This window comes from Nitrobacter vulgaris, from assembly GCF_031453995.1.
In the GTDB taxonomy this organism is placed as follows: Bacteria; Pseudomonadota; Alphaproteobacteria; order Rhizobiales; family Xanthobacteraceae; genus Nitrobacter; species Nitrobacter vulgaris.
Genome location: NZ_JAVDPZ010000014.1, coordinates 81,059 through 96,064 on the forward strand (window position 1 = coordinate 81,059; position 15,006 = coordinate 96,064).

General features: G+C 55.2%; 16 protein-coding genes and 1 pseudogene. 2 read left to right on the forward strand and 15 right to left on the reverse strand.

Annotated elements, in window-relative coordinates; genetic code table 11:
- Positions 1-40: 40 nt before the first annotated feature.
- From GGQ85_RS10740 to GGQ85_RS21075, 6 genes are read right to left on the reverse strand one after another with little or no spacing between them, the layout of a single operon-like run.
- Positions 41-1,213, reverse strand: a complete 1,173-nt coding sequence (locus GGQ85_RS10740) for a glycosyltransferase (RefSeq protein WP_309774503.1) — start codon at positions 1,211-1,213, stop codon at positions 41-43.
- Positions 1,210-2,139: an NAD-dependent epimerase/dehydratase family protein gene (locus GGQ85_RS10745; protein WP_309774504.1), complete on the reverse strand. Its 930-nt coding sequence runs from the start codon at positions 2,137-2,139 to the stop codon at positions 1,210-1,212. The genes GGQ85_RS10740 and GGQ85_RS10745 overlap by 4 nt, the downstream gene beginning before the upstream one ends.
- Positions 2,136-2,993, reverse strand: coding sequence for a class I SAM-dependent methyltransferase (locus GGQ85_RS10750; RefSeq protein ID WP_309774505.1), 858 nt, complete (start codon positions 2,991-2,993; stop codon positions 2,136-2,138). Before GGQ85_RS10750 ends, GGQ85_RS10745 begins: the two co-directional genes overlap by 4 nt.
- Positions 2,983-3,570 carry an acyltransferase gene (locus GGQ85_RS10755; protein ID WP_309774506.1) on the reverse strand — a complete coding sequence of 196 codons (588 nt, stop codon included), beginning with the start codon at positions 3,568-3,570 and terminating at the stop codon, positions 2,983-2,985. Before GGQ85_RS10755 ends, GGQ85_RS10750 begins: the two co-directional genes overlap by 11 nt.
- Positions 3,549-4,388 carry a class I SAM-dependent methyltransferase gene (locus GGQ85_RS10760; RefSeq protein WP_309774508.1) on the reverse strand — a complete coding sequence of 280 codons (840 nt, stop codon included), beginning with the start codon at positions 4,386-4,388 and terminating at the stop codon, positions 3,549-3,551. The genes GGQ85_RS10755 and GGQ85_RS10760 overlap by 22 nt, the downstream gene beginning before the upstream one ends.
- Before the next feature lie 44 nt (positions 4,389-4,432).
- Positions 4,433-5,020 carry a glycosyltransferase family protein gene (locus GGQ85_RS21075; RefSeq protein ID WP_445376078.1) on the reverse strand — a complete coding sequence of 196 codons (588 nt, stop codon included), beginning with the start codon at positions 5,018-5,020 and terminating at the stop codon, positions 4,433-4,435.
- On the opposite strand from GGQ85_RS21075, the gene GGQ85_RS10770 reads away from it, so the two are divergent.
- Positions 5,003-5,473 carry a hypothetical protein gene (locus GGQ85_RS10770; protein WP_309774510.1) on the forward strand — a complete coding sequence of 157 codons (471 nt, stop codon included), beginning with the start codon at positions 5,003-5,005 and terminating at the stop codon, positions 5,471-5,473. The genes GGQ85_RS21075 and GGQ85_RS10770 overlap by 18 nt on opposite strands.
- 632 nt (positions 5,474-6,105) lie before the next feature.
- Here the strand turns inward: GGQ85_RS10770 and GGQ85_RS10775 are convergent.
- Genes GGQ85_RS10775 through GGQ85_RS10810 form a run of 8 tightly spaced genes read right to left on the reverse strand, consistent with a single transcriptional unit; the run spans position 6,106 to position 14,070 of the window.
- Positions 6,106-7,467 carry a hypothetical protein gene (locus tag GGQ85_RS10775; protein WP_309774511.1) on the reverse strand — a complete coding sequence of 454 codons (1,362 nt, stop codon included), beginning with the start codon at positions 7,465-7,467 and terminating at the stop codon, positions 6,106-6,108.
- Positions 7,464-8,597 carry an N-acetyl sugar amidotransferase gene (locus GGQ85_RS10780; protein ID WP_309774512.1) on the reverse strand — a complete coding sequence of 378 codons (1,134 nt, stop codon included), beginning with the start codon at positions 8,595-8,597 and terminating at the stop codon, positions 7,464-7,466. Before GGQ85_RS10780 ends, GGQ85_RS10775 begins: the two co-directional genes overlap by 4 nt.
- Positions 8,594-9,364, reverse strand: coding sequence for a HisA/HisF-related TIM barrel protein (locus GGQ85_RS10785; RefSeq protein WP_309774513.1), 771 nt, complete (start codon positions 9,362-9,364; stop codon positions 8,594-8,596). The genes GGQ85_RS10780 and GGQ85_RS10785 overlap by 4 nt, the downstream gene beginning before the upstream one ends.
- Positions 9,364-9,978, reverse strand: a complete 615-nt coding sequence (hisH, locus tag GGQ85_RS10790) for an imidazole glycerol phosphate synthase subunit HisH (RefSeq protein ID WP_309774515.1) — start codon at positions 9,976-9,978, stop codon at positions 9,364-9,366. The genes GGQ85_RS10785 and hisH overlap by 1 nt, the downstream gene beginning before the upstream one ends.
- Entirely contained in the window at positions 9,975-11,396 is a 1,422-nt protein-coding gene (locus tag GGQ85_RS10795; RefSeq protein ID WP_309774516.1) for an oligosaccharide flippase family protein, read from the reverse strand. Before GGQ85_RS10795 ends, hisH begins: the two co-directional genes overlap by 4 nt.
- Before the next feature lie 16 nt (positions 11,397-11,412).
- Positions 11,413-12,513, reverse strand: coding sequence for a DegT/DnrJ/EryC1/StrS family aminotransferase (locus tag GGQ85_RS10800; RefSeq protein WP_309774517.1), 1,101 nt, complete (start codon positions 12,511-12,513; stop codon positions 11,413-11,415).
- 28 nt (positions 12,514-12,541) lie between these two features.
- Entirely contained in the window at positions 12,542-13,012 is a 471-nt protein-coding gene (locus GGQ85_RS10805) for an acyltransferase (RefSeq protein ID WP_309774518.1), read from the reverse strand.
- Positions 13,009-14,070 (reverse strand): Gfo/Idh/MocA family protein, encoded by a 1,062-nt coding sequence (locus GGQ85_RS10810; protein ID WP_309774519.1) that lies wholly within the window; start codon positions 14,068-14,070, stop codon positions 13,009-13,011. The genes GGQ85_RS10805 and GGQ85_RS10810 overlap by 4 nt, the downstream gene beginning before the upstream one ends.
- Before the next feature lie 160 nt (positions 14,071-14,230).
- Here GGQ85_RS10810 and GGQ85_RS20840 point away from each other — a divergent pair, with 160 nt between their 5' ends.
- A complete protein-coding gene (locus GGQ85_RS20840; RefSeq protein ID WP_374708877.1) occupies positions 14,231-14,458 on the forward strand; it encodes a leucine zipper domain-containing protein in 228 nt (75 codons plus the stop codon).
- 200 nt (positions 14,459-14,658) lie between these two features.
- Here GGQ85_RS20840 and GGQ85_RS10820 read toward each other — a convergent pair.
- A pseudogene (locus tag GGQ85_RS10820) lies at positions 14,659-14,913 on the reverse strand (transposase); the annotation flags it as partial.
- Positions 14,914-15,006 lie beyond the last annotated feature (93 nt).

A 15,006-nucleotide genomic window follows, 5' to 3' on the forward strand; every position in this document is an offset into this window, starting at 1 on the left:
CGATCGAAAGGACAACCAGCGCTATGGTTATTTTGATTCGCTATCTCGCAGATAGGAAGGCGCGTTGAACTGTTTGTGCGAAGTCGGAAGCAAAGGTCGAGACGCGAGTATCAAGATTTTGGAGCAGATCACGCGCCGAGATTGGATAAGGATTTTGTGCAAAGCCCGCAAGATGATCAGCGAGTTTTAGCGGGTCATCCGTCTCAAAGTAGCATGCGGTCCCTGAAGTTTGTTCACGATGGACCTTAAGGTCGGACAGGATCATTGGGACACCAAATGACTTCGCCTCTTCGACCGTTGTGCTCCATCCTTCAAAGCGCGAAGGATTTAACATCGCGGTACAAACGCGCAATAGAGCGTAGACATGGGGCATGGGAATCATACCGAGATAGCGGAAATTACGAGTCAGCGCGCGGGCATAAACTTGCCTTTCGAGACTTTCAAAATAATCTGGCTCGCGCGGATCATCCTTGCTGCCAGATGCAGCGACGACCACATCGAGCCCGCGACTCGCGAGTATTGCCAGCGCGTCGATGACGACCTGATGGTTCTTGTGCCGCCAAAACTGGTTTGGCAGATAAAAAAATGACCGCGGTAATTTATATTGGTCGAGGATCCCAAGCGGGTCAGCAGTCAAAAGCTCGGCCGAGGGTTGGGTCGCGAACCTCACCACGGATGCTTTGCCTCTCATATTGGGATAAAAAGCCTCGCAATCCTCCAATGCGCTTTGGCTGCTAAGCATGATGATACGGCCAGCCGCAATCTGAACGCGAAAACCGATGTCACGGCGCCATCTCGCGACCGGCGAAAAAAGCTGAGGTAGGCGTCTATGTTGAAAATCAGGAAACCAGGCTACCGCCGGATAAGGCAAGCGCCAGCCGAAAAAGCGGGCATTTTCAATGACAGCATCAATGTTATGTTCGCGAAACGCCGCAAGCGCAGCCCGGTCGTTGCCCGTTAACAGCGCCGACACCAGTCCAAATCTGCGTCGGTCAAAGGCTGCGGCCTGCACCACCTCGACTTTCGGAATCGCTGCAAAGGCTGCCAGGTCGTCCCCATCGGCCGAGACTCCCGCAAAAACCACCGGCGCAAACTCGTCGCGGCGGTAACGATTTAAGGCTGCAAAGAGATTGCGCTGATAATTGTAGCCACCAGACCAGAGCTTACTGGAAATGTGCGTGAATGCCAGACGCAGTGGTGGTCGGTGGGTCAACGAATCTGATCCTTAAACCAGTCAACATAATCAGTGAGCCCCTGTGATATCGGGATCTGCCACTCAAAGCGAACGGCACGGGCACGTGCAGGATCGGCCACCAAACTGAAAGGATCTCCAGCGCGAACTACGCCGGAAAATCGCACGGTGAAGCCATCACCCCAATTTTTCGTCAGCATTCGGGCAATTTCCGCAACGCTGATGCCGAGACCTGAACCACCATTCATGATCTCAAACGAGTTTGACTGCGGAACATCATTCAGCATCGCCAGAAATCGCACGACGTCGCGAACATCGGTCCAGTCTCGCATTTCGTCACCGGTGCCGCCCAACTCCAGTGTTTGCTCGCCCCTTCGCAGACGCGAACACAAATCCCATAGCAATTGTTTGCGCAGGCTCGGTCCATACACCGAGAACAGCCGTACCACGGTGCTCTGTAATCCGAACGTGACGGCGTAGCTCCGGCACAGCTGCTCCATCATTAGCTTGTGCTGACCGTAAGGCGACATCGGGACTGTCGCTGCATCCTCGGGAATCGCGCCCCGGTGATCTGCTCCGTAGACGGCAGCACTCGACACAACGATCAACCGACAAGCAGGCGCCGCGCCGCGCAGCCAATCAAGCAAACGGGCTGCAGCGACGACGGTGCGAGAAAAATCTTCATAGGGCTGCGCAATAGATAATCCGACCGACGATCCGCCAGCCAGATGAAAGATCGTTGACGGCAATCCCTCCGCGCGGGCAATAGCGTTTAGATTAGCTGCGTCGATCTCACCATTCAGCCATCTTTGCAGACCGAAGCGATTCCGATCGGGATTTTCTAACGCGCCGTGGCCGATGCCGTGCACGGTTTTGCCAGCATCCGCTAGCCTCCGCGCGAGATAGCGGCCGATGAAACCATTGGCGCCCGTTATCCAGACCTTCATGTGTCTACCTTGTGGCAGACGAATGAATAAAGCCTCCCAGGCCGATTGTCGAAGCGCTCAGCGACCGACAACAGAAATTCAAAAAAACGGTCGGAACCAAGCGCGACACGCCATACAGGACCGACAGGAAACCTACGCGCGAAATTGTCAATTACGGCGTTGCGCAACGTATCGATCGTGTAGGGAAACAGATTGATCGGGCTTTTGAGCGGCCCCAGAACCTCGACACGAGCAAAGCCTGCTCCTCGCAGGGCCCCGATATAGCGACCGAGAACAAATGCATGCTCGCCGCCATATAGGTGATGCAGCGGATGCTGTTCGAGGAACCGCCCGAGATCGGCTTCCTTGCTAATCACATGTTCACGCGCGGCGATGAAAATTCCGCCGGAGCGAAGCACGCGAAACATTTCACGGCAGGCGGCGTCAAGATCGCGGGTGTGGTGTAGTACGGCCCGTGCGAATACGACGTCGAAAGTGTCGTCATCGAACGGCAGGCGTTCTGAAAACTCCTCGACCACCTCGATGGGCAGCTTGCTCTCCGCGGCAAGCGCCTGGATCGCCGAAGCACCGACGATGGCGCTGGGGTTGGGTTCGAGCGCAGTGACTGTAAACCCATTACGCGCGAGGGCATAGCTGGCAATGCCGCGCCCGGCGCCGACGTCAAGCGCCCGGCCGGTACAATTCCGCAGCAACTTCGAAACCGCCTGCCACTCATCGCCGGCGAAGTAACGCTCGGCCGCGGCAATCAGGGGGTCATCATAAAACGCATCGAGCACCAGCTGACGCCGGTCCGGCTGTTTGCGAAGCCAGACCACCGCATCTTCCCAAGTGGTGATTTCGGGATTAGCGGGCAACGGCTGGTAATTCCCTGATCAACACGGCGGGATTTCCCGCCACTATGGAAAAAGCGGGGACATCCTTGGTGACGACAGCGCCGGCAGCGACAATTCCGCCCCTCCCCACGGTCACACCGCGCAGGACCATGGCTCCGGCCCCAATCCAGGCATCATCACAAATCCTGACCGGCTTCTCGTCGAGCGAGATCTCGCGCGGATGACCGTCGGAGAAAATCTGTCTGATCTGCTGGTGTCGCGCCTCCGCCCCAATCGGATGGGTGAGGTTGTCAAATACGTTCGCGGAATGCGAGATCAGGACACGATCGCCGATCACGATGGAAGCGGCCGACCAGATTCGGCTACCCTCGCCGATAAAACACCATTCACCGATCCTGATTTCGCCCCCGTGGGCGAAGGTCAATAGCTCGCCCATAATCCGGGAGTGCTGGCCGACCGTGATCTTGTCCGAATCGCCACGAATATTCCTGATCCTCGCGCTGGAGCCAAGCACCACGTCGTGTCGCAGCCGGCAGGTTGCACGTCTAAGAAGTCGCTGAATTAGATAATCGACGTTCATGCCGTCAACTGCAGGCACGCCACGGCCCGCGACGACGCCGCCAGGTCAGCGCTCCATCCTTTGCCTGTATGAACGTCATATACCGTGGCGTTCGCCAAGGCATCCGGGGACTTCCGGGACCAGCCATCGATCGAGTATCCGAAATAATCTATTTGATGCGAAACCGGGGCAAATGTCTCGACGACCTTCTCGATCATGGCAAAGTCAAAGACCTGATACCAGCCCAAATTGTCCCGCTTTCCGAAAGGTACTGAAATGAAGCAGGTGCCGCCGGGCTTGAGAATACGCCTGAATTCCTTCACCGCGAGCACGTACCCGTTCTCATCGGATTCCGTATCTGCAGGATCTCCCGTGTAGAGCATCGTGTTGTTCAGACCGATATGTTCTATGGTCGAAATGCTAGCGACCGTATTGAATGTCTGATCGGAAAACATCGTGTTTCTGAGATCACCGAACACATACGAATATCCCTTGTACCAGTAACAGCGCTTTTCAGGCGCCAGTGTCATGATGGTAAGATCGGCGTCCCGCAGCGGTGGCCGTTCCAGAAGAAAGTCGTGATTGAAGGTCGATCCGGCATCGAGCATTTTGCCGACATTGGTCAATCGCCCGAACAGCCACGGATATTCGACGACCCGTTCGTCCATGGCGATGCCGTAGCCGGGTGGCAGGTCTTTCCCGTCGCAAAGCAGGCCGCTGTCGACCGCTGACTTTATGATCCGGCGCCTCACCGTCTGATAGCCCGGACCAAAGGGCCTCGGTCGAATCTTGAACACGGGCGCGGCGACTCCGTCGAGGAACCACTTAATTCCCTGGGTCAGATTGTCCGTTCGCATCAACAAACCCTGATTATCTGCTTGTCGTGATCGCTCTAGCACGCCTAAGTCCGTGCGACGAGATCCACGAACTGTTCCCATTGCGCATCTTTGCCAAAGGTCGCCGAAATCCGGCTCCTTCCCCGTCCGGCGATTTCGGCCGATCCCGGCCAGTTTTCCAGACACCTTGAAACGATTTTCGTAGCCTGTTCCGGAGAATCATAAACTTCCATTGTCAGGCCCGCTTTCATTCCGTCTGGATAGATACCGGCGTCGGACACGAGCAACGCGCCGCACCCCATGGCTTCAAAGCAACGCATATTTCCGCGGTCAGTACCGGCCATGTCGATTGCACCATTCAGCACGATCTTTGACGATCCGAGAAGTTCGTAAAGCGATTTCCCGAATGCGGGCGGCTTTACGATCCTGGCGATGGCTTGCGGACGTCGATGCTTTTCCAATGGCAGCAAGCTGCCGAGCGCGCTTTCCGCAAGCCACGTCAGCCGTGAAGAGTCAAGGCAATATACGATCTGGCGAGTATCGGCTAAACTTGCTACCTGCTCGAGTACCTTTGCCCGCGCGGTATGATATCGCGAATAGCCTCCCACAAAAAGCACGTCAATCGAGCGATCGCCGTGACCATAATTTTCCATCTGCGGGTCAAGCGCGGGATAGAAAATCTCGGCGCGACAACCGGTGCGACGCCAGGAATCCAAGATCGAGGGAAAGTTTCCGAGCACCGCGCCATAAGCCGTCAGGTCAGCCTTTCCCGACGGTGCGGCGCGCCAGCAGAGTGTTTTTCTGACGCAGCCTGGAAGCTTGCGTACGAACGTGCTCGGATAGCGCAAGGGATCGAGATTATAGAACACCTCGGTCCGGTGATGTTCAATCTGGGCGAGCAAAATCTTTTCAAGCGACGTTTTTTTTGCGATCCCTTTTTCGCATGCCCACTTACGTTGCAAGATCACGTCATCACCATTTGTGAAAAATGCATTCCCATCGTCTTCGAGAATGGGTTTCAAAAAGTGGAGTGCGCCGAAGCGATCGTCGAGAAATATCCGCAGCCGCTCTTCAAAGCTAAGTGCGCGCGGGGCCAGCTTATTTAGACGAGCCAAATATGACGGATATAGTCCGCTATTTTGGAAAAGGCGCATCAAACTTCCTCGAAAAATATGAAAAGGCGGACCGTTCCACGTTCATCAGGCATCGCTTTGTTGCCATACCTGAGATGGTCCGGTTTGCAGGACAGTTTTGCAAAAAGGCTAACGCTCTCCACCGCCGCTCACACTAAAACGACGAGTGGCTAATCGACGCTATTGCACTTGCGCACAATCGAGAGCCTGGATGATCGGGTTCGATCAATTGCCTTCCTCCGATCGAGGCTCAGCGATCGAAGGAGCCAGCCAAAAATCCCGCTCGACAACGAACTGATCTTGGCGTGAAGCTTCGTCACCTCCGCGGCCTGAACCTCGGTTCCCTTGTCATTAAACACCTCGGCCAGCTTCTCGTGCCTCGCGCTTCCAGAGCGTGCAATTCGTGCCTGCTCGTCAGCTCCGCAACCGTCCGATGGACCTGAATCGCGCCAGCGCGACCTTGGCCCTTGAACTCAGCCGAAAACAGCCTGCGTGTCCTAATAGTGGATCATCCGCCTCGTCACCAAAGCCACTTTAGCCGCCTATCTCAAAAACCGGGGCCACCTCATTCACAGTAGCCCTTAACAACAGAATACAAAAGAAGATCAAGCGTCGCTGGGAGAGGACACGTTGGCTGCGCGCGTTGCGGCGCTGTGCTGCGCCATCCGCAGTGTCAGGCTCACGAAAATCGCCATAAGCGGGGCAATTACAAGTCCTCCTGACAGCACCGCGGTTGGCAAAGCGGAAATCATCAAATTGTAAATCCCAAGGAAGGTGGCGGCGAGTACAGAAATTGCTAAAATAGTCTTTCCTCGGGTGAGTAGTATCAGGTCGATTGCACGGCAGATCACGCCCGCCACGATGCTAAAGCCGAACACGCCCAAATAGGAAAAGTCCGCCCATGCGTCGGCAATGAACATTGCCGTCGTCGTCGATCCCCCAGTCCCGCGCCAGACTCGGGAAACGAGGTCGAAGGCCGGCGTGTAATCAAGCCCCCAGATCATCGCCAGGGTACGGATATTAGCCCCCCACGTGTGGGATATCCGCTCCGGAAAAGCCCCAAAAAACTCCAGCAACGCCTCATTGGAAATATCGAAGGCACGATAATAAAAGAAACGCAGTGCTCCGAGACCATCGGATTCCGGAATAGCAAGGCGGATAACGGGATAAAAAATGATTAGAGCCACGAGGAGGCTCGCAAGCGAGACGCGCCAAGTAATGCTATTGCGAAAAATCAAATAACTGACCAGAAAAAGCTGAATGAGAAAAAGGGCGATGGGGGCCTTGCTAAGTGTTTCGAGCTTGCCGAGCAACGTCAAGGCCAGCAGGAAGCTCGTCGCTGCCAGCAGCGGCCACCAGCGCCGCGTCCACCCAGAAAGGGCTCCCCAGACGATCAGCATCGGCGCGATCGAATTTATCACCACGCGATATAGATAGACGTGGCTTCCGCCATACTGCTGCCGATAAGCGATTTTATCGACCTCACTTCCAGCGACTGACAGATAGCCCACTAGAGCCGCGATATGCTTTTCCGTTGCGGAAACCCAGGCCATGAATAAACAAAGCGCCAGAATCACAATGAACAAAGGCCAGGACTTGGCTGATCCTCCAGCCAAGGGCTGGTCATTCCATCCAACTACTCCCCGTTGCAGGGCGTTTGCATACGACGGAGCCAGATGGTCAACCAGTTCTATTCCTGCGATGATACCCGCAAACAAAAGCGCAATAGACAGATTTAATGACATTACGATGTCATTAAATCTCAACGACTGCGCGATCCGACGATAGATCACAGATTGCGGGCCGTGAAACAGCATATAGGCCAAATAAGCAGGCCCATGGATCAGCAGGAGAAATCCGAGCAGCATTGACGATGCAGTAAGATAGAGCTGCAGTCGATAAATTAGATAAAGCGCAGCGCCATAAATTGCCAGGGCCGCCAGGATATAGCTTGCAGATAGAATCATCGGCCTCGTCCAATGACGCTGCGCAATCGCTGATTGACCTGATACAGGGCATGACTGTTGGCATAGCGTTCATGCGCCACAGGAGGCAAACCGATCAGGCGCTCCAGTTCGGAAACCGGGACGCCGAGTTTTTTGGCAACGAATCGCTTGTCGCGTGCGGAATGCTGATTCGTCGTCAACGGCGTCTTCAGTTCCTGCAATGCCTCTTTGCGGCTTATTTGTCCGGACACGATCAACGCCGAATAGTGCAGTCGCCGCTTGTCGAAACCGTACCGCGATGGCAGATAAATTTCCTGATAGAATTTAGTAAACCTACTCTCCTGGTGTTTACTGCCGTAGTCGACGAAACCATATGTTTCAATAAGTTCGCGTTTGGCAGCTTCTTTATCATATGGCAAATAGTTCAGCGGCTTTACGATCTCGATCTGCTTACGTATTCGCGCGAGCCACAGATATTCTAGGAGACCAAGCACCGGAAAGGTCTGAAGGGCTGCCGAGCCGTGAGCGCGGTGGATCGCGCGAAGATTGCGCCCATCCATGGCGGGGTAGCCGCCCTCCGGGATATGAATGCTCTCGCTGCTGAAATTCACTCCGGTGAGAAAATAGCGCTGCCCGAATTTTCTCGCGAGGCGGTACAATGTCGAGAAAAAAGCGTGATCCTGAGGAACATCCTGATTTAAGACCGAGGCTTTGAGATAGGCGAGCTGGAGGTCGCGCATTTCGTGCCACTCGACCACGTATGTGTGCAGGTCGATGTCCAGTTTCCGGACCAGAAGCTCGATGTTGCGGACCGCCGCTTCGGTATTCCAGCCACCGTCGACATGAACCGCCAGTATCCGCAGACCAAAATCACGCCGGAGCAAGTGTGCGAGGTAGGCGCTGTCGACGCCGCCGCTCAAGCCGACCATGGCATCATAGGGCTTATCCGCCATCTCGCGTTGGATGCGCACGATCATAGCATCTAATCGCGCACGGCCCTCCACCGTCGGCCACCATTCGTGAGGTTTGCGGGCCAGAGCTTCGCGACAGCAGATACATTGTCCTTTGTGATCAAACGTGACGCCAGGGTTGCTATTGTCCATCACACAGTATGAACATACTTGATATTTCATGACGGCGTGTTGCTTCATGAGAGCACGCCACTTCCCGCAAATATATCCTTGATGTCTTCCGGTGAGGGGTACGTGATCAGAACCGCGCGAAGACGCCCTATAAAAATGAACGCGCTTCCGGAAGCCACGGCGCTGGCTCCGGCGCGAAGCCCTTCGATCAGGTGAGAAACGTTCCCGGCGCCCCCCAGTGCGACGACCGGCACATTAACCGCCGTGGAGACCGCAGAAATTAGGTCGACGTTATAGCCCTTGCGTTCGCCGTCGCCCTCGATGCTTTGAAGAATGATTTCACCTGCACCGGCTTGTTCCACGGCTCTCGCACGAGTGACTGGATCAACGTCAGTGATAATTCGCCCGCGATCCAGCCCAACACGCCAGTCGTTATTGATGCGTCGACAGTCGATGCACACAGCCACGGCTTGGGATCCAAAACTGTCCGCCAGGGTTCTCACCACGACAGCATCAACTCCCGCGCGTCCAAGAACAATTTTTTCAACACCGACGGCAAATATTGGAGTGGCGTCTGCGACCGATCTCACGCCGCCACCATAACTCAAGGGCATGAAACATTCGCTGGCCAATTCAGAGATAAATCCCACGTCGGGACGTCTGTCCTCGATACTCGCGTTGATATCGAAAACGCAGATCTCGTCCACTTCCTTCTCGTTGAAAATACGGATGACGTTGAAGGGATCGCCGACATAAACTTCGTTGCCGAAACATCGTGTCTTGACGAGACGCCTGCGGCTATCCAGTAGAAGCACCGGGATAATACGCGGTCTCATCAGCGGCTTCTTTCGACGAAGTTGCTGAGCAGCCTCATTCCATATCGATGGCTCTTCTCGGGATGAAACTGTACGCCGTAAATATTATTATGCTGAACCGCGCAATCCACCGGTTCGTCGAATTTGTACGTCCCTGCGACGTCGGCTTGATCCTCGCACCGCATTTGATAGCTGTGGGTGAAATAGAAGCGGGATTCGACGCCGGCATCGAACAATCTCGCTGCCTGAGTCCGCTGAACATCTGCCCAGCCCATGAAAGGCACTTTGAGCCCCGATGCAGGGTCCGGCCGCATTCTAACAGTGTCGGCGGCGATCCAGCCAAGTCCTTCGATGACGCCCTCCTCGCTGCGCCGTCCCAGTAATTGCATACCAAGACAAACGCCCAGGAGCGGGATTTTGCGGTCAAAGATCGCTTTCTCCAGCGACGGAATGAGTCGAGAGTTCTGCAGCCGCAGCATCGCCGCGTCAAAGGCGCCCACGCCCGGCAGTACGAGATGACTGGCGTCGAGGATTAGCTCGGCTTGATCGGTGATCCGAGCATCATACCCGATGAATTCGAACATGTTGATAAGGGCGCCTGGGTTGCCCATGCCATAGTTGACGATTGTAATCATCGCAGTTCTTTCCACGCGAATAACAGAACGACGATGTTGGCGAAGCCTGCAGTAACAAACCCAGCAACAAATACTTCCGTCTGGGAAAACAATAAGTTCCCTAAAGCGATAAGGAACGCATACATCGAGCCGCCCATCGCTACTGCCGCACAGAGAGACTTGATAAGCCCCGAACGCGGCCAGTTGGCGATGCCATAGCATACCCAGAGGAACCCGAGATAGCCCAATACCAGCGCGGCGCTTTGCACAAGAACTGCCCGGAACAGAGATCCTCCCGCAGCAAGGGTTCCCCACAGCGCTCCCACCGAGCTAATACCAGTGATCATCTCCAATTTGAGATTTACATCCTGCCTCCCAACCGCATCGAGCAGCCGATCCATCCAGTTTGTGATGGTAAACAGCGCCGCGGGCATGACTAGCGAGGCCGCCAATAGACCCACGCCCTGCCATTGCGTACCCAGAAGGAAGTTGAAAAGCGCGTCATCGCCGTAAATGACGAAGGCGATCCATGAGCTACTCGCCAACAGCAGACAACGCACCAACCCGTCAACCGACCTTCCCTGAGAAGTGAGTCCCTCGGTCGCCGTCCGATGAAAAAACACCGGCCGCAGCGCCGCACTGGTAAGTCCCGACGGGAAATGGGTCAGACGCCAAGCCTGACTATAAAGGCCAACCAGCGCCGGAGGGCCAAACGCGCCAATAATGAAAATTGGAGCCCTTTCGCGGAGCAGCGATAGCGCGGTGAAAGGAAGGGAGAATTGCGGAAAACGCTTGTTTTTCCTCAACATCATCCACATCGCTTCAAAATTGAGTGCTCTCCAGACAGGGTGATCGGCGCCGTGAGTGACTTTCCAGATAGAAAACATCAAGGCCGCTGCCTGCCCGGCAATACTACCGACGATCAACCAAATGCCATACCCGAACATACCTCCTCCGAGCTGCACGAGATTGGTGACCCCCGCACTGAGAACCAGGGCGACCGAGACCGATCCAAAAGCTCCCGCCCGCATGAGCCAACTCTGAAACACCGTGCTGAGACCCAGAAGCACCAGCCAGCCCCAACCCAGCGCGGCTGATATCGCGTCAATACCCAGCACATACAAAAAACTTGATGAAACAACAATTGCTACTGCCATAACCAGGGAGCTGGCGAGAACCACGGCGATGATCGCAAATAGAAGCTGACTTGCCGCTACGAGGTCGCGCTCAAGCACCAGGGCCAGATCGAACCGCAATGAAACCAGCGAGCCCGCGATGATGGCTCCGGCCTGTATAGCCGCCCAGATGCCAAAATCTTGCGGCGTATAAAGTCGGAACAGCACCGGCACGAGAGCGAGCGCAAACACTTGTGATAGCAAGGGTCCTATGCCCGATGAAACAAGACTCAGCCCCAGACCGCGCTCGCGTGTGCTCTTCACTCCGGTTTCCTGGTAGCTACGCAAATGCGCGAATGAGATCCAAGACAGTTTTTTGCTGATCGGCCGTAATTTCGGCAAACATCGGCAGCGACAGAATACGGCTCTGTTGCCGGTGCGCGTTCGGAAACCGTTCGGGACGATGACCTAAGCGGCCGTAGGCCTCGAGAAACGGCAGCGCAACCGGATAGTTGATGGCCGTGTGCACGCCATTGGCACGAAGGTGGGCCGCGAGTTGGTCGCGGCGGGGGTGCTGAATAGTATAAAGATGGTAGACATGTGAGCGCCCGGCCGCAATGTTAGGCACTTCCACATCTTCTATTTGATTGAGACCCACGTCGTAAACCGCCGCCGCAACCTGACGTGCCCGAGTCCATCGCGAAAGATAGGGAAGCTTTGCGGAAAGAATTGCGGCCTGCAGCCCATCAAGGCGGCTATTAATCCCCTCCACCGAGTGCTGATGTTTGGTGAGTCCGCCATGGCGGGCCAGCATCGTCATTCGTCGCGCCAAATCGCCGTCATTGGTAACAATGGCACCGGCATCACCCATCGCGCCGAGATTTTTGCCAGGATAGAATGAATAGGTGGCGGCATTTCCGAAGGTGCCAACCTGTTGCCCCTCGTAGCGCGCCAGATGAGCTTGCGCGCAATCCTCAACGACCCAAAGGTTATGCTTGCGCGCAAGCGTCATGATCGCATCCATATTTGCCGGCTGTCCATACAGGTGGACTGGAATGATACCGACAGTACGCGGTGTAATTGCGTTTTCGATAGCAGCGGGATCGATCGTGTAGGTGCTGCCATCGGTATCGCAAAAAACTACATTGCCGCCCGCATGAGTGATCATAGCCGAGGTACTGATCCAAGAATGAGCCGTTGTAATCACCTCATCGCCTTCTCCAAGGTTTAATGCTGTCATCGCGATGTACAGCGCATCCGAACCGTTTGCGCATGAAACGCAGTGCTTGACGTCAACAGCTTCGGCAAACGCGTTTTCGAAGGCTTCCACATAAGGTCCTCGAATAAAGGCGCTGTCGCGAATGACCGCCGCAATGGCGGCATCGATATCGTTCTTAATGGTATCGTACTGAAGATGGAGGTCCGCGTAAGGTACAGACATCTGGGAGGTCCATTTGGATTGATGGCGATTAATTTTTTTGACCCAAAAGCTTGCGCGCGGGATTTCCGGCGTAGACGCCAGGTGCAACAATATCTTTCGTGACTACTGCTCCGGCCCCAATGATGGCGTCGTCGCATATCCGAATTGGCAAGATTGTAGCATTTGAGCCAATCGATACCCGATCGCCAATTACAGTCGATCTCCACAGATGTTTTCGGCCGCGAGCCGGACCTCCTGTGGAGAACGTATCATTAATAAACATCGCGCCGTGACCGATGAAACAGTCTTCCCCAATAGAGACCAATTCGCAAATGAATGAGTGGGATTGCACCCTCGTTCGTGCACCGATTCGGACAGTTCCTTGAATTTCGGTAAAGGGGCCAATAAAACAATCGTCCCCAATCTCACATCCGTAAAGATTACATGGCTCGACGATCGTTACGCGGGCGCCGAACGTTACGTCCCTTACTCCTATTCGATTGAAAATGGCAGCCGTCATGACAACATACCTAGACGGCACAGGCGGGGGCTGAAATAGAGCTGAACTTCCTTACCAGTTTCGATTGACTCGTAGAGGGCCGAGATCAATTCCAGACTCTTACGGCCCTCGAGGCCATCGACCAACGCAGGGCTTTGATTACGCAGACAATCCACAACATGCTCATAGTATGCTTGATGCCCGAATCCATAAACATTTGGCGGATTGACAGAAAATTTGTCGATCACTTCCTGATCGGACGCTTGCTCATCGGTGAACCGCCAATGTTTGATCTGATTGACGGCAAATCCCCCAATCTCCACAGCGCCCTTTTCCGCGAGGATTGACAGCGATCCTTCGAGGTCCTTCGGTCGCACCGCTGTAGTCGCCTCGATAATTCCAAGCGCGCCGTTTCGAAACTTTAACGTCGCAATGGCTGTGTCTTCGGCTTCGATTTTGGCCAACGCAGTGGTCGCACGGGCATGAACACTAACGACATCACCGAAAAACCACTCAAGCATATCGACGTGATGACTCGCCTGATTTGCAAGTACCCCCCCATCGTAAGCCCAAGTACCACGCCAGGCGTCCTGATCGTAATAAGACTGGTCGCGGCACCAACGCACTCGAACGGTTCCGAGAACCAGCCGGCCGAACCGCCCCGCGTCGAGGGCTTCGCGGGCCTTGACTACGGGAACATTGAACCTGTTTTGCTTGACGACGAACAGCTTGACCCCCGCACTGTCGCACGCCTGGATCATCGCGTCGGCATCCTCCAGCCGTAACGCCATAGGTTTTTCCACGACTACGTGCTTTCCTGCTTTCGCAACGGCGATCGCGTGCTCAGCATGCATTCCGCTCGGCGTCAGCACAGAGACGACATCAATCTCTTTGCTACTCAGAAACTTATCAACGTCATAGAACGCTGGGACGGCAAATCGTGCAGCGATGGTATCTGCTCTGTCTCGAGCCACGTCACAAAGTCCAACGAGTTTGGCACCATTGATATGCCCCCCACCAAGCAGCTCCGAATGCCGTTTAGCGATGCGACCACACCCCAGTAGGCCAAAATTGATCATCCTTAATCCCCATCGCCTGCTGCACCGACGTAAATGTTGGAGATAGCTGGACTCTTGGAGATAGCGCAAGGGACAAGCGGGCCTGATCGATGCACATTTCTCGGCCTAGGAACACAAAACCACGCCCAAACTCTTCAGCGCTAGCTGAGCTTTCAGGAGGTTGTCCATCTGGTCTGGCAGGGCGAAAACGGTCGCCAAATGGGCCAATCGGTTCCACACGGAGGGCACAGATGGATTGCGCGACCGCTCATCAAGGCCCCATTTCTCGCCGGATCAAACAAACGTTCGTCACCTACGCGATGATGGAGACATCACACCGGCAGCGCCTCACCGGCCACATTCGCCGCCCGGGTCGGTGTCTCGACCGCGACCGTCAACCGCGGACTAGGGCGATTGCGCCTGAGTCGGATGCGCGACCTGGACGCGGCTGAACCGGTGGGCCGTTACGAGCATGGGCACCCTGGCGAGCTGATCCATATCGACATGGAACTGCTTGATCGAGAAGGACGATACGTCATTCAAGCCGCCATGCGCGTCGCAGCTTCAACGGGACCGATAGTCTTCAGGGGTTGTTAGATCATTTTTCGATCAGGTTGCGTCGTATCCAGCGGCGGCGAGATAATTTTGACATTCATCGGGTGAGAAGCGTTTGAGAGCGTTTGCGATTGCTTGCCAGAAGTCTGTCATGGTGCGCGCGGCAGCGGCGCGCAACAGCGCCTTCAATTTAGAGAAGGCCATCTCGATCGGGTTAAAGTCCGGACTGTAGGGCGGGAGATAGAGCAGGCTTGCTCCGGCCGCCTGAATGGCCTCTCGAACGCCATGGACCTTCTGAGCGGGCAAGTTGATGGGGTGGACGCCCCTGACGGCATCGCTGTGCCAAGGTGATGTCGTTGATCATCACTGGAACGGAGGCGTCCATGTTGGAAGTTAACACAA

What these genes read in the sequence shown, in the direction of transcription:
- GGQ85_RS10745 (WP_309774504.1), bottom strand. Translation starts at nt 2,139, where the DNA reads ATGAAGGTCTGGATAACGGGCGCCAATGGTTTCATCGGCCGCTATCTC.
- GGQ85_RS10760 (WP_309774508.1), bottom strand. Translation starts at nt 4,388, where the DNA reads ATGCGAACGGACAATCTGACCCAGGGAATTAAGTGGTTCCTCGACGGA.
- GGQ85_RS21075 (WP_445376078.1), bottom strand. Translation starts at nt 5,020, where the DNA reads ATGGAAAATTATGGTCACGGCGATCGCTCGATTGACGTGCTTTTTGTG.
- GGQ85_RS10775 (WP_309774511.1), bottom strand. Translation starts at nt 7,467, where the DNA reads ATGATTCTATCTGCAAGCTATATCCTGGCGGCCCTGGCAATTTATGGC.
- GGQ85_RS10780 (WP_309774512.1), bottom strand. Translation starts at nt 8,597, where the DNA reads ATGAAGCAACACGCCGTCATGAAATATCAAGTATGTTCATACTGTGTG.
- GGQ85_RS10785 (WP_309774513.1), bottom strand. Translation starts at nt 9,364, where the DNA reads ATGAGACCGCGTATTATCCCGGTGCTTCTACTGGATAGCCGCAGGCGT.
- hisH (WP_309774515.1), bottom strand. Translation starts at nt 9,978, where the DNA reads ATGATTACAATCGTCAACTATGGCATGGGCAACCCAGGCGCCCTTATC.
- GGQ85_RS10800 (WP_309774517.1), bottom strand. Translation starts at nt 12,513, where the DNA reads ATGTCTGTACCTTACGCGGACCTCCATCTTCAGTACGATACCATTAAG.
- GGQ85_RS10805 (WP_309774518.1), bottom strand. Translation starts at nt 13,012, where the DNA reads ATGACGGCTGCCATTTTCAATCGAATAGGAGTAAGGGACGTAACGTTC.
- GGQ85_RS10810 (WP_309774519.1), bottom strand. Translation starts at nt 14,070, where the DNA reads ATGATCAATTTTGGCCTACTGGGGTGTGGTCGCATCGCTAAACGGCAT.